Source organism: Terrimonas rubra (genome assembly GCF_042686025.1).
Taxonomy (GTDB): domain Bacteria; phylum Bacteroidota; class Bacteroidia; order Chitinophagales; family Chitinophagaceae; genus Terrimonas; species Terrimonas rubra.
In genome coordinates this window covers 191,503-204,757 of sequence record NZ_JBHUOZ010000001.1, presented here as the reverse complement: position 1 = coordinate 204,757, position 13,255 = coordinate 191,503, and the positions used below count along the sequence as shown (strand labels likewise).

The 13,255-nt window shown below is 44.5% G+C and carries 13 protein-coding genes; 1 reads left to right on the top strand and 12 read right to left on the bottom strand.

Translation table 11 applies throughout. The features are described from left to right. Positions 1-43 precede the first annotated feature (43 nt). The 9 genes from ACFS6H_RS00885 to kdpB all read right to left on the bottom strand — a co-directional run bounded on the left by ACFS6H_RS00885 (position 44) and on the right by kdpB (position 9,601). Entirely contained in the window at positions 44-1,102 is a 1,059-nt protein-coding gene (locus ACFS6H_RS00885) for an acyltransferase family protein (RefSeq protein ID WP_386094012.1), read from the bottom strand. A 101-nt stretch (positions 1,103-1,203) separates the two neighbouring features. Further along, on the bottom strand, positions 1,204-1,944 hold the full coding sequence (locus tag ACFS6H_RS00880) for an SDR family oxidoreductase (protein ID WP_386094009.1): 741 nt from the start codon (positions 1,942-1,944) through the stop codon (positions 1,204-1,206). 75 nt (positions 1,945-2,019) lie between these two features. Next, complete coding sequence (locus ACFS6H_RS00875) at positions 2,020-2,367, bottom strand: helix-turn-helix domain-containing protein (RefSeq protein WP_386094006.1); 348 nt, start codon at positions 2,365-2,367, stop codon at positions 2,020-2,022. Between the two features lie 21 nt (positions 2,368-2,388). Continuing rightward, positions 2,389-2,979, bottom strand: coding sequence for a YdeI/OmpD-associated family protein (locus ACFS6H_RS00870; RefSeq protein ID WP_386094003.1), 591 nt, complete (start codon positions 2,977-2,979; stop codon positions 2,389-2,391). A 41-nt stretch (positions 2,980-3,020) separates the two neighbouring features. Beyond that, positions 3,021-4,757: an ATP-binding protein gene (locus ACFS6H_RS00865; RefSeq protein ID WP_386094000.1), complete on the bottom strand. Its 1,737-nt coding sequence runs from the start codon at positions 4,755-4,757 to the stop codon at positions 3,021-3,023. 9 nt (positions 4,758-4,766) lie between these two features. Then, the gene (locus ACFS6H_RS00860) at positions 4,767-5,894 is read right to left on the bottom strand and encodes a sensor protein KdpD (protein ID WP_386093997.1); all 1,128 of its coding nucleotides are present in this window, start codon (positions 5,892-5,894) and stop codon (positions 4,767-4,769) included. Between the two features lie 7 nt (positions 5,895-5,901). Continuing rightward, positions 5,902-6,978: a porin gene (locus ACFS6H_RS00855; protein ID WP_386093994.1), complete on the bottom strand. Its 1,077-nt coding sequence runs from the start codon at positions 6,976-6,978 to the stop codon at positions 5,902-5,904. A 5-nt stretch (positions 6,979-6,983) separates the two neighbouring features. After that, entirely contained in the window at positions 6,984-7,544 is a 561-nt protein-coding gene (locus ACFS6H_RS00850) for a K(+)-transporting ATPase subunit C (RefSeq protein ID WP_386093991.1), read from the bottom strand. Positions 7,545-7,555: 11 nt separating this feature from the next. Next, a complete protein-coding gene (kdpB, locus tag ACFS6H_RS00845) occupies positions 7,556-9,601 on the bottom strand; it encodes a potassium-transporting ATPase subunit KdpB (RefSeq protein ID WP_386093988.1) in 2,046 nt (681 codons plus the stop codon). A 39-nt stretch (positions 9,602-9,640) separates the two neighbouring features. Here kdpB and ACFS6H_RS00840 point away from each other — a divergent pair, with 39 nt between their 5' ends. Next, entirely contained in the window at positions 9,641-9,817 is a 177-nt protein-coding gene (locus tag ACFS6H_RS00840) for a hypothetical protein (RefSeq protein ID WP_386093986.1), read from the top strand. Here the strand turns inward: ACFS6H_RS00840 and kdpA are convergent. From kdpA to ACFS6H_RS00825, 3 genes are all read right to left on the bottom strand, one after another. Next, entirely contained in the window at positions 9,814-11,517 is a 1,704-nt protein-coding gene (gene kdpA, locus ACFS6H_RS00835; RefSeq protein WP_386093984.1) for a potassium-transporting ATPase subunit KdpA, read from the bottom strand. The two genes, ACFS6H_RS00840 and kdpA, sit on opposite strands and share 4 nt — an antisense overlap. 29 nt (positions 11,518-11,546) lie before the next feature. Further along, entirely contained in the window at positions 11,547-11,624 is a 78-nt protein-coding gene (locus ACFS6H_RS00830; protein WP_386097209.1) for a potassium-transporting ATPase subunit F, read from the bottom strand. A 244-nt stretch (positions 11,625-11,868) separates the two neighbouring features. Beyond that, the gene (locus ACFS6H_RS00825; protein ID WP_386093982.1) at positions 11,869-13,209 is read right to left on the bottom strand and encodes a sigma-54-dependent transcriptional regulator; all 1,341 of its coding nucleotides are present in this window, start codon (positions 13,207-13,209) and stop codon (positions 11,869-11,871) included. Positions 13,210-13,255 lie beyond the last annotated feature (46 nt).

The window sequence follows — 13,255 nt, the reverse complement described above, 5'->3', positions numbered from 1 at the left end:
GTGGTTATTAACGGTGGAAACAGGGAAAGGGGCTAATCCCTGCCTATTTATATTGGAGTTTTTTCCGGATAGGCCTGTCATAATATTTCATGGCCAGCCACGCTACCAGCAACTGCAACATGATTAAAGCCATTACGACAATTGTTAAGGTTCCGGTAGATGGGTTGGTGGTGCTGTAATAGCTGCCGAATGCCCATAAAACAAAATAGTGCGTGATATATAGGGGGTAGGATATATTGCCCGATAACCGGCAAATGTGCGCTTGCTTGGATGGTAATATACTACCGGCTCCCAGGGCTATTAAAAAAGGGAAATAGATCAATACGATAAACGGTTCTACTACCGGGTTAGATGCCAGGTTATAAGGTGCCAGGAAGGCCGCGATCAGTAAAACCGATAAGCCCGCAAACCCAAGCCGGTTTTTAATAAAGAAGCCATAGCGCATAATACACATGCCGGCTGTAAAGGAAAACAACATTCTTGCCCCGCCGTGCCAGAAGGTTTCGCCATTCCATCCGCCTACCAGCGAACCCGCGGTATACGTAATGTACACGATAAGTAAGGCACTGATAAACGCCAGTAGTAACAGCCATTTTTTATGGAGCTTTACCAGTACCAATGCGTAAAATATATTGGCCACGTATTCCCAGAATAAAGACCAGGCAGGGGCATTTAATCCAAACAGGTTAAAATACCGGTCTTCCATTACCGGGTAAGGAATAAGCAGAGCGGAAGTGATAAACAATAAACTGATTTGAAGAAAACTGTAACCGTAAGCGGCATTGCTGAAAGGATCGAATAAAAAAGCCAGTAGCCCTAATACTGTACCCAGTATCACCAGCGGGTGTAAACGTTTAAGTCTTTGTTTGAAAAAACTGCCCAGCCGCATGGTGCTCATGCGGTCATCGTAGGCATAGGCTATTACAAAGCCGGAGAGACAGAAAAAGAAGTCTACAGCCAGGTAACCATGCGCAATAATGTTTTTGGTAAAATCGGTAATGATCACTTCCATAAAATGGAAGATGACAATAACCATGGCGGCCACACCACGCAACCCGTCTAAAATTAAATAATGTTTTTTAGCAGGGTAGTCAGGGGTCATGATCTTACTTGTGTTGATAGCCTTTATTTATCTTCAAGAATAGGCTTTTTTCATGACTTGAACAAACCGGCAACATTGGCTTTAATAATGATATTAAAAAATTATGCCATACCACCATTGCAACCAATATTTTGCCCCGTGATCCAATGCGATTCGTCACCGGCCAGAAACAGGATCACAGGCGCAATGTCTTCCGTTTCACCAATGCGGTTAAAAGCAGATAAGCCTGCGATCCTTTGCACCAGCTCCGGTGTTTTGTCTTTTAAAAACAATTCGGTGTTCAACGGCCCGGGCGAAACGGAATTAACCGTAATACCTTTTGCTCCGATCTCTTTGGCAAATACCCGGCTCATCTGTTCTACGGCTGCTTTGGTGGCGGCATAGCTGGCATAACCTGGCATCATTAAACGGGTTACCGAACTGGATATATTAATGATACGGCCATGGTCCGCCATTTTTAGCGCGGCCTCCTTCATGGAAAGGAAAACGCTTTTTACATTAATGCGGAACTGCTGGTCAAAATCTTCTTCTGTTGTGTCTTTCACCGGTTTGGTGATCATGATGCCGGCATTATTTACTACAATATTCACTTTACCAAACTGTTCAATGGTTTGATCGAAAAGATGGGTTACCGCAGCTGCATCACTGATATCGGCACGGATAGCGATGGCCCGTCCGCCTGTATTATTGATACTGTTTGCTACTTTCTCCGCTTCTTCGGTATTATTGGCATAATTGATCACTACGTTTGCGCCATGTGCCGCTAATAACAATGCGATCTCTTTTCCCAGTCCACGGGATGCGCCTGTAACAATGGCTGTTTTGTTGGCCAGTTTATTCATTGTACTATTTTATATACAAAACTAGCGCTTAAAAAAAGGTAATGATGGTGAAGGTTTCAGAATCTGCAGGCAAGCCTACAGGCTATTCCTGTATTGCAGGGGTGTTTGACCGGTATGTTTTTTAAAGTACTTGGTAAAGTTGGTGGGCTCGTAAGTGAGTAACATGGCAATGGAAGCGATCGTAAGACTTCTATCCTGTAATAACTTTTGCGCCCGTTCAATGGTTTTATCGTTGCAGATATCGCAGGGCGATTTGCCGGTAGTGGCTTTGATGGTATTACTTAAATGGGTAGGGTGTATATGTAGCAGGGCAGCCATATCACCGATCTCTAAATAAGTATCGGTTTCACCGCTGACAATTTTATCGAGGTGGTTATCCAGTATTTTTATAAAATCGGCCGTTATGGTTTCAGGTCTTTTCATGGTATGTTGTATAACAAATTTTTACCTGAATTGTTTAGGCTTTAACTGCTGCGCTGCCAGGCTGGCAATTTCATCGATCCTTTTTGCCCTTGTTTCCGGGCGTTTGGCGGTGGCTACCCAATGTAACATGATTTTTTGTTCAGCTTTTTTTAAGCCCGTGAAATAGGTTTTGGCGCCGGGGTAAACTTTAAAAGCCTGTAACAGGTCTTTGGGAATGATCATGGCTTCCACCGTATCCAGCAGGAACCAGGAGCCGTTTTGTTTCGCTTTTTCTATACATGCAAAACCGGCAGGCATCATCTTGTCGTCTTTAACCAGTTGTTCAATCTTGGCCTTGTTTATTTTAGACCAGCCGCTACTGGGTTTTCTTTTACTGAAAAACTGGATGAATCTTTCTTCATCCAATGTTTTTTTTACACTGTCTATCCAGCCAAAACACAGTGCTTCATCCACGGCTTCGCTCCAGGTTAAATTATGATTGGGTGATGTTTTTTTGTAGTAGATAAGCCAGACGGCTGTTTCTGCCTGGTGATGTTTTTTTAACCAGCGTCGCCATTCGCCCTGGTTTTTAGGACAAAAGGAAGAAATTTCATTGTTAGTCTGTGCAGGCATCTGTATCAAAATGAGTTTGTAAAAATAAGGGAAAGAACGGATCAGGTATTACTGGTATGAAAACCCTTTAACCAAAAGGAGAAAGTACTGCCTGCTCCAAAATCACTTTTTGCACTGATAGTACCACCCTGAGCCTCAATAAACTCCTTACTGATGCTTAGTCCCAGGCCGGTGCCTTCTTTTTTGGTGCCGGGTATACGGAAGTAGCGGTCAAACACTTTATTAATGTATTCCGGGGGAATGCCCTGGCCGGTATCCGTAACGGAAAATCTTATTTTATCATTTTCCTCCTGCACTGTAATATCAATGGTTGAATGATCGTGGGAATAACGGATGGCATTGGATAATAAATTGGTCAGTACCCAGGCTGTTTTTTCCGAGTCGGCAAAAACGCTTAAAGGTGTGTTTGCTTTTATATGAATGCTGACCTGTTTTTGCTCCGCAGCGGTTTTGTTGGCATTAATGGCATAGTGAATAATATCCCGCACATCAGTGGGAGTTATATTGATATGGATTGATCCACTCTCCACCTGTGTCATATTCAATAGTTCACCGGTTATTTTTAATAACCTGCCGGCATCATCCCGTATACTTTCTACCAGCCCCTGCTGTTCTGTATTTAATGTGCCTATCTGTTTATTCTCTAATAGTTGTAAACTCATTTTAATGGCCGAGATAGGTGTTTTAAGCTCGTGCGAAACCGTAGCTATAAAATTGGTCTTGGCAAAATCCAGTTCCTTATACGGTGTTATATTCTGTAACATGATCACATCGCCAATATGTTTTTCCTCTTTTTCACCGGTTGGAATGATCCGGATGGGAATGATCTCTTTTTCAAAATAACTTTCTTTATTGTCCGCATATATTTTTACAGGCGCTGTATGGGTGGTTGAACCAGGATTAAACAACTCCTCTGTTAATTTTTTTACCAGGTCATTCTTGGTTGCAATTTCCTGTACCGGTTTGCCGATAACCTGCTGTTGCTGCAGGCCGGTGATCTGCAGGGCGGTATTGTTCATAAAAAGAATATCCCGGTTATTATCCAGTCCTATTACCGGTTCGCTCATATTATTGATCAGGGTTTCAATGCGCTTCTTCTCCATCATTAATTTCTCCAGGCTGCCGGCCTGGTATTCCTGTAACTTGCCGGCCATGGTATTAAAGGCTGCGGCCAGTTCACCAAATTCATTGTGTTGCTCAAAATGTACCCGCTCGGAATAATTTTGGGCCGCCACCTGTTTAATGCTGGTCGTAAGCTCTTTTATGGGGTTGGCAATATTGCCGGGCAGGTTTACCAGCATGGTAAAAGCCAGTACAAAACAAATCACGCCTGTGAGCGATATCCAGAACACAGCACTTTCGGCTGTTTGCCCGGCAATACTGCTCTTACGCTGTATGGCCTGCATGTTCAGTAACATAATATCCATCAGGTCATGGCGGATATTATTCTGAAGCATGCTATCTGCCGGTGTACGGATCAGTTGGTTAAAGTCAGCTTCCAGTTTATCGGTCAGCTCTCTTTCACCGGTTTCGGTGATCGTATTCTTTTGCTGTAAAAGATTGGCCTGGAAATCAGCCTGGGTGCCCGTGTCGGCAATATCCTTGTTCAGGCTGTTGAGCATCTGCCGGCAATAATCAATGGTGTTGTAATTGTCGGTGAGTATGTTTTTAGAATCGCCCGACAGCTGGTTAATATACCAAAGGCCCAGGGTAGTTAAAAGGGCTATCATAATAAACAGCAGCCCCACACCCAGTAATAATTTTGTTTTAATTTTCATCGTAGTTATTTAACTTAAAATAACAAGGTCAATATCACTGGCCGATAGTTTTTTCAGAAGTTCATTAAATACATTGGTGGCCAGTATCACTTTCCATAAACGCAGGTGCGGCTTGCCGATACAAATAGTGGTGGCCTTGCGTTCCTCGCATTGCTGCATAATGGTAAGCGCAATATGTGCACTCTCTGTTTTAATAATCTCGGCCCCAAGTTCCGTTGCCAGTTTAAAATTATTGATCAGGTGCCTTTGTTTATCCAGGGCAATCCTGTCGGGTCTTTCAGCCGGTGTTTGTACATACAGTACATACCACTTACTGTTATAATAATTGGCCAGCCTGGCTGTTTTACGGATAACCGTCCTGGCGGTTTTGTCGTTCGAGCTGATACAGGCCAGGAAACGTTCTCTTTTACCGGCATTGGTCCGGGTAACCTCGGTTTCTACTTTACGTTCTACCTGCGAAGCTACTTCTTTCAGGGCCAGTTCACGCAATTGTAAAATATGTTCGCCCTTAAAAAAATTAAGCAGGGCCCTTTCAATCTTTGCCGGCTCATATATCTTGCCCTCTTTCAACCGGCTGATCAGCTCATCGGCCGTAAGGTCAATATTTACTACTTCATCGGCGCGGGCCAGCACACTGTCGGGTATGCGTTCTTTTACTTCAACGCCGGTAATGGCTTTTACTTCTTCATTCAGGCTTTCAATATGCTGAATGTTTACTGCACTTATCACATTAATGCCTGCATCCAGTATATCCGTTACATCCTGCCAGCGTTTCAGGTTCTTGCTGCCCTCAATATTGGTATGGGCCAGCTCATCAATAATAACAACTTCGGGCCGCAGGCTGATAACGGCCTGTACATCCAGCTCCTCCAGCTCTTTGCCTTTGTAAAACAAACGGCGCCGTGGTATAAGGGGTAAGCCTTCCAGCAATGCATGTGTCTCCGGGCGGTTATGGGTTTCTATATAACCTATTCTTACATCAATGCCGTTCTTTAACAAAGCATGTGCTTCCTGTAACATACGGTAGGTTTTACCTACTCCGGCACTCATGCCAATATAGACTTTAAACTTTCCCTGCCGGGCTTTTTTGATCAGTTGCAGAAATTCCTCCGCCGATTTTTTTGTTGCTTCCATCATACCAGGTTTAAAAAGAAAGGGCCAGGGCCGTGCTTACAAAAAAGTTATTATTTACAGGTGTATCGCCCTGGAAAAATATTTTGTCTTTTGCCGTAAAGCCTCGTCCTTCTATCCTCCATAACACATTATTGCGGATCATCCAGTCGTAGTTCAATGAATAACCCCAGGTTTGAAAACCATTGGGTGAGCCGGAGGCAATGATCACCCCGTGGGTATCATGGTAATATTCACCTCTTGCTGTAATATGATGCCGGGCATTAACGCTGAAACGTGTCATCAGTACAGGGGTATACCAGTTGTTATAGCGACTGCTGCCTTTTACTTTTTGTTCGGCGCCTATATCAAAGCCGGCGGTAATGGCAAACTGGTTGCTGATTTGCCATATACCATAAAAATTATGGAAATAACGCATCTGCCTGCTGCTGTCGGGTTTATCATTCCCAATAAAACTACTGCTGTTCAGGGTGATTTTATCGTTGGGTTTATAAGTAAGCTGGTGACCAAAGGCCGGTGTATTATTACCGTTCACTCTTTGTATGCGTTGCCAGCCATTCAGCACTAACCCACTGGCAAACCATTTACCGTTATCGCTGGTATAGGAAAGTTTTACCCCGCTTTCGTAATAGGGAGAGTTGTCGGCCAGTATACCGCGGGTCAATGCCCAGCAATCTTTACCAATGGCACTTTCAAAACCAATATGCGAGGCAAAAATGCCGGCATCTACCCAAAGCTCCTTTTTCTTCGACAGTTTTACCCCGGCATTGGCCTCGTAAATATTTTTTAATACCCCCGGTTCGGCCGCAAGGTTGGCATTGGCATAAGTACCGGTCATTAATGCCAGGTTGGCCCTGATGACACTGGTTTGATAATCGGCTTTGATCATGGCCATATTTATATTCACTTCATTATGCCGGTTAAAGGAGTAAAGAAAAGGTTGCCGGTCATGCCCCGCTGGCTTACCAAAATCATAGGTATAATAAGTTTCCAGGTACCCGCTGATGGTTAAAGGTGAAGTACTGCTATCCGTTTGAGCTGATCCTTTTACAGCAAGCATGATGATAACTGCTGTCATTATTTTTTTCATCTGTATTATTTTAAATTGTCTAATGCTATGTTCAATTGGAGTACATTAATGCGTTCTGTGCCAAACAAACCCAGGAAAGGTTTTTCCGTGCAGGAAAGAATAAGTTGCTGGATATTACCTTCGGCCATAGCTCTTGCTTTGGCTACCCGTTTTACCTGTACATTGGCAGCCTGTACTGAAATATGCGGATCGAGGCCGCCGCCGCTGGCGGTTACCAGGTCGGCAGGAATATCGGATCTGCGAATGCCGGGGTTATGTACTAAAAAACTGTCAATGCGTTCCGCAACCGTAGCCAGGTAAGCAGGGTTGGAAGGGCCTTTGTTACTACCGCCTGCACCGGCTGCATTATACTCTACTGCCGAAGGGCGGGAGTGGAAGTATTTATCATCGGTAAACTTTTGCCCCAGGTTAACGTAATAAGCTTTGCCATTTTGCAGCACCAGTTCGCCCTTTCCTTTGTTGGGGGCAAACTGTGCAATGCCTAAAACAATACAGGTATAAATGCCCGAGAAAAATAACAGGCAAACCAGGGTAAGCCTGATGGCGGGGAAAATATGCGCTTTCATGTTGAATAATTTTAAAAAAATAAGGAAACAAAAAGGTCAATTAATTTAATGCCGATAAAAGGTATCAGTACGCCGCCCAAACCATAGATCAGCAGGTTGCGCCTTAATAAAGCGCCCGCCCCGATGGGTTTATAGGGCACACCCTTTAAGGCCAGGGGAATCAATAGCGGTATAATAATAGCATTAAAAATTACGGCGGAAAGAATAGCCGTTTCGGGTGAATGCAGCTGCATAATATTCAATCCCTGTAAAGCCGGAACTGCTGCAATGAACAGGGCCGGTACAATGGCAAAATACTTGGCCACATCATTGGCAATACTGAAGGTGGTCAATGTACCCCTGGTCATTAATAACTGTTTACCTATTTCCACTACTTCTATCAGTTTGGTGGGGTCGTTATCCAGGTCAACCATATTACCGGCTTCTTTGGCAGCCTGTGTACCGCTGTTCATGGCCACACCCACATCGGCCTGGGCCAATGCCGGGGCATCGTTGGTGCCATCGCCCATCATCGCTACCAGGCGGCCTGCTGCCTGCTCTTTACGGATATAGTTCATTTTATCTTCGGGTTTTGCCTCGGCAATAAAATCATCAACACCGGCTTTTTCGGCAATGTATTTTGCGGTTAAGGGGTTGTCGCCTGTTACCATTACGGTTTTAATGCCCATTTTACGTAAACGTTCAAAACGTTCCTGTATGCCTGGTTTAATAATATCCTGCAATTCAATAACGCCTAATACTTTTTCGTTTTCCGCTACTACCAGGGGTGTGCCGCCATTACTGGAAATAACCTTTACTATTTCTTCCGCTTCTTTCGGAAAGCTGTTGCCTGCTCTTTCTACCAGTTTACGAATGGCATCAAAAGCGCCTTTACGGATCTTAATATTGTCGTAGTCAATACCCGAACTCCTGGTTTCTGCTGTAAAGCTGATAAAGCGTGGCTGGGTAACAGTAAAAGAAGAAGGGTTAATGCCTGCCAGTTCTATGATGGATTTTCCTTCCGGTGTTTCATCGGCCATTGAGCTTAGTATGGCAGCTTTTAAAAAATGTTTTTCATCCACACCGGCTACCGGGTGAAAATGGGTGGCTTTGCGGTTACCAATAGTAATGGTGCCGGTTTTATCCAGCAGCAATACATCCACATCCCCCGCTGTTTCTACAGCGCGGCCGCTCTTGGTAATTACATTGGCCCTTAAAGCCCTGTCCATACCGGCAATACCAATGGCCGATAATAAACCCCCGATGGTAGTGGGTATTAAACAAACAAATAAGGAAATAAAGGCTGCAATGGTGATGGGTGTTTGTGCATAACCGGCAAATGGTTTCAGCGTTACCGTAACAATAATAAACACCAGGGTAAAGCCCGCCAGTAAAATGGTCAGCGCAATTTCATTGGGTGTTTTCTGGCGGCTGGCGCCTTCTACCAGGGCAATCATTTTATCGAGGAAACTTTCGCCCGGTTCGGTGGTTACTTTTACTTTTATATGATCCGATAATACCTTGGTGCCACCTGTCACGCTGCTCTTATCGCCACCGGCTTCACGTATAACGGGAGCGCTTTCACCGGTAATAGCGCTTTCATCTATCGTTGCCAGTCCTTCAATGATCTCGCCATCGGAAGGAATAATATCACCCGGTTCGCAAAGAAAAATATCGCCTTTTCTCAATTGCGAAGAAGGAACAATTTTTAATTCATTCACATACATTTCGCCAACGGTCTGTATCCACTTAGCAGGCGTTTCTTCTCTTGTTTTACGCAAACTATTGGCCTGGGTCTTGCCTCTTGCTTCGGCAATGGCCTCGGCAAAATTGGCAAACAACAGGGTGATAAATAATACGGCCGTTACAATAATATTGTAGACAAGGCTACCCTGGCTTTGTTCGCCCAGGGCAACCCACATGCACACGCCTGCCATGATCAGCGTGCCGATCCATACCATAAACATTACCGGGTTGCGGTACATGCCGGCGGGGTGCAGTTTTATAAAGGATTGTTTCAAAGCTTCTTTTACAAGCGATGCCTGTATAAGCTGGTTGTTATTATAATTTGTACGCATCTTTTTTATTTTTTGTTTTACCGGCGTCCATATTGCTATGTGGCTTTTGTTGTGTCACTCACTGCATCGTCCGGTAATGCTATTGAACTGATTGATGAAGACACCGGCAACTACCGCAGGCTTGCTGTAAACACGGTGCACAGGGTACAGGTGTACAAGTGTGCGACGCAACTATGGCTGATAGTAGTAATGCTGCCGGCTTCATTATTATACTAATGATACAGGGAAAAATATTCTGCTATAGGGCCCAATGCCAGTGCCGGGAAAAATGATAAGGCCGCTATAATGGCAATTACCGCAAATACCATCAGGCCAAAAGTTGGTGTATCGGTCTTTAACGTGCCCGCGCTTTCGGGAATATATTTTTTAGTAGCCAGGCTTCCGGCAATAGCTATCGGGCCAATGATTGGCAGGTACCTGGCCAGTAACATTACAATACCACAGCTTATATTCCAGAAAGGCGTATTATCACCCAAGCCTTCAAAGCCGCTGCCATTATTGGCGCTGGACGAAGTGAACTCGTATAACATTTCGCTGAAACCATGATAACCGGGGTTGTTCAGCCAGCCTGCATAAGCTTCGGGGTTACCGGCGTACAGGTGACTGGCAATGGCTGTACCGGCTAATATTAATAAAGGGTGTAACAGTGCAATGATCATGGCGATCTTCATCTCCCTTGCCTCTATTTTTTTACCCATGAACTCCGGTGTTCTTCCTACCATCAGCCCGCTGATAAATACGGCCAGTATAATGAAGATGTAAAAGTTTAATAAGCCTACACCAGCACCACCATAAAAAGCATTCACCATCATGCCCAGCATCTGGTTCATACCGCTAAGGGGCATAAAACTATCGTGCATGGAGTTAATACTGCCGGTAGAAATAACGGTGGTAGCAATACTCCAGTAGGCAGAGGCGGCAGAACCAAAACGCAGTTCCTTGCCTTCCATATTGCCCATGGATTGACCGATACCCATACTGCTGATGTCAGGGTTACCTTTCATTTCGGTAATAACCGTGGGAATGGTGAGTAACAGAAATCCAACGGTCATTACACCGAACACCGTCCAGGCAAACCTCCGGCGTTTGAGTATAAAGCCAAGTGCAAAGATCATGGCAATGGGAATGATCATCTGTGTTACCATCTCCACTATATTGGTAAAATAGTTAGGGTTTTCAAAAGGGTGGGCCGAGTTGGGGCCAAAAAAGCCACCGCCATTGGTGCCTAAATGTTTAATGGGTACAAAAGCAGCTACGGGCCCACGACTTACCTGTATGGTATCACCCTGCAAATTGGTAATCGTATCCTTACCTTCAAAGGTCATGGGGGTGCCATTGAATAACAATAAGGTGGCCACTACCAGGGCAATGGGAAACAATATCCTGGTGCAGGAACGCACAAAGAAAAAATAGAAATTTCCCAGTTTACCGGCAGTTCTTTCCTTCATGGCAAAAAACAACACCGCTGCAATGGCAATACCACAGCCCGCACTCACAAATTGAAACAACATCAGTACCAGTTGTCCCAGGTAGGACATACCCGTTTCTCCTGAATAGTGTTGCAGGTTGGTATTACAAATAAAACTGGTAGCAGTATTAAATGCCAGCGTGGCGTCCATGGAGGGGTTGCCATCCGGGTTCAGCGGCAGCCAGCCCATGTTCATGAGTACAAACATGCCCAGTAAAAACCAGGACAGGTTAATGGTAAGCAGGGCCACCAGGTGTTGTTTCCAGTTCATCTCCCTGGCAGGGTTAATACCGCTTAATTTATAAAATAGTTTATCTACCGGGTTTAAAACGGTATCCAGCCAGGTTGGCTGGTTACTGAATATTTTACCGATATACCTGCCCAGTGGAATGGCCAGTAGTACGGCCAGTGCATACATAAGTACAATGCCGGTTATTTCTGTGTTCATTTATTAATCATTAAAGTGTATAAAACGGGTTAAAACTTTTCGGGTTTGATCAGCACATAACACATATACCCGAATACGGTGATGGCGATGATAAACAGGGCTGTCATATTTTTTCAAATGATTTGATGGTGAAGAAAAAGCCTGCAAACAGTAATATGCCGGCCAGTACGAGGATTGTTGTCATGAGCATAAGAATTTTTGTTGTTGTGTTATCCTTATGCCAAATCCCGTTCCTGTTAAGGTGGTAAATACTGAAAGGCTTACCGGTATTGGTTTTCAGGGTTTCCGGGAAACAGGGGCAATAAAAAACCCTTTCAAAATGAAAGGGTTCACACTATCGTTTTGAAAGGGTTATTGTATCTGGTACTCCTCCAGTTTACGGTATAGGGTGGTGAGGGCAATATTCAGCAGCCTGGCCGTTTCGGTTTTATTGCCATTGGCATAGTTCAGTACTTTCTGTATATGTATCTTTTCGGCACTGGCCAGTTCAAAGGCCGACAGGTTTTTGCTGCCTGTGGTATTACTGTGTTGCAGTTCGGCCGGTAAGGTGGAAATGTTTAGTTCATGGCTATCGGTGAGGATGGTACTGCGCTCAATAACATTTTTCAACTCCCTGATATTGCCCTTCCAGTGATGCTGCTGCAGGGCTGCCAGGTAGGCCGGCGCCATGGCTGTTATTTTTTTATTGGTCTTACGGGCAAACAATTGCAGGAAATGTGTGGCCAGGTCTTCTATATCCACTATCCTTTCCCTTAAGGCCGGCAGGGCTAGCTGGAAAACGGCTATACGGTAATACAGGTCTTCCCGGAAATTACCGGCTGTTATTTCATCCTGCAGGTTACGGTTGGTAGCGGCAATAATCCGTACATTAATGCGGGTGGATTTGCTGTCGCCTACTTTTAAAAACTCGCCTGTTTCCAGTACCCTTAATAATTTGGCCTGCAGTTCCAGGGGCATTTCGCCTATTTCATCTAAAAAAACAGTGCCGTTACTGGCTTCTTCAAAAATGCCTTTACTGTCTTTGATGGCCCCGGTAAAAGCCCCGGCTTTGTGGCCAAACAATTCGTTCTCCAGCAACTCTTTACTAAAGGCTGAACAGTTAACGGCAATAAAATTTTGTTTGCTCCTGCTGCCGGCATTATGAATGGCCTGGGCAAATACCTCCTTGCCGGTGCCGGTTTCACCCGTTAATAAAACGGTGGCATCGGTAGCAGCTACTTTCCTGCCTGATTCAATAGCGGCCTTAATTAATTTAGATCGGCCAATAATGGTATCGAAAGAGTATTTATTACCCAGCTGTTTTTCCAGTTGCAGCACTCTTTTGGCCAGTGTTACTTTTTCAACGGCTTTATAGAGTAAAGGGATGATACGGTTGTTATCATCGCCTTTGGTAATATAATCAAAAGCCCCGTTTTTAATGGCTTGTACGCCATCAGGTATATTACCATAGGCCGTTAACAATATGATCTCGGTAACAGGATACTTCTCTTTAATGGTGCCGGCTAATGTAACGCCACTGGCATCGGGGAGTTTTACATCGCAGATGATCACATCCGCCTCCGCGGTTTCCAGTTTTTTAAAAGCGGTTTTAGCGTCGCCGGCCTCTGCCACTTCAAAACCTTCGAGGCTAATGATACGGGCCAGTAAGGTCCGGATCTTTTCTTCATCGTCTATAATTAAAACCTTGGGCAAATTGTATATTTTATGCGAAGGTAGAAATTAATAGAAAGGAATGCCT

Bases quoted from the DNA above. Each gene is read 5' to 3' on its own strand.
- kdpA (WP_386093984.1), bottom strand. From the start codon at position 11,517: ATGAACACAGAAATAACCGGCATTGTACTTATGTATGCACTGGCCGTA.
- ACFS6H_RS00850 (WP_386093991.1), bottom strand. From the start codon at position 7,544: ATGAAAGCGCATATTTTCCCCGCCATCAGGCTTACCCTGGTTTGCCTG.
- kdpB (WP_386093988.1), bottom strand. From the start codon at position 9,601: ATGCGTACAAATTATAATAACAACCAGCTTATACAGGCATCGCTTGTA.
- ACFS6H_RS00875 (WP_386094006.1), bottom strand. From the start codon at position 2,367: ATGAAAAGACCTGAAACCATAACGGCCGATTTTATAAAAATACTGGAT.
- ACFS6H_RS00870 (WP_386094003.1), bottom strand. From the start codon at position 2,979: ATGCCTGCACAGACTAACAATGAAATTTCTTCCTTTTGTCCTAAAAAC.
- ACFS6H_RS00880 (WP_386094009.1), bottom strand. From the start codon at position 1,944: ATGAATAAACTGGCCAACAAAACAGCCATTGTTACAGGCGCATCCCGT.
- ACFS6H_RS00865 (WP_386094000.1), bottom strand. From the start codon at position 4,757: ATGAAAATTAAAACAAAATTATTACTGGGTGTGGGGCTGCTGTTTATT.
- ACFS6H_RS00830 (WP_386097209.1), bottom strand. From the start codon at position 11,624: ATGACAGCCCTGTTTATCATCGCCATCACCGTATTCGGGTATATGTGT.
- ACFS6H_RS00855 (WP_386093994.1), bottom strand. From the start codon at position 6,978: ATGAAAAAAATAATGACAGCAGTTATCATCATGCTTGCTGTAAAAGGA.
- ACFS6H_RS00860 (WP_386093997.1), bottom strand. From the start codon at position 5,894: ATGATGGAAGCAACAAAAAAATCGGCGGAGGAATTTCTGCAACTGATC.
- ACFS6H_RS00885 (WP_386094012.1), bottom strand. From the start codon at position 1,102: ATGACCCCTGACTACCCTGCTAAAAAACATTATTTAATTTTAGACGGG.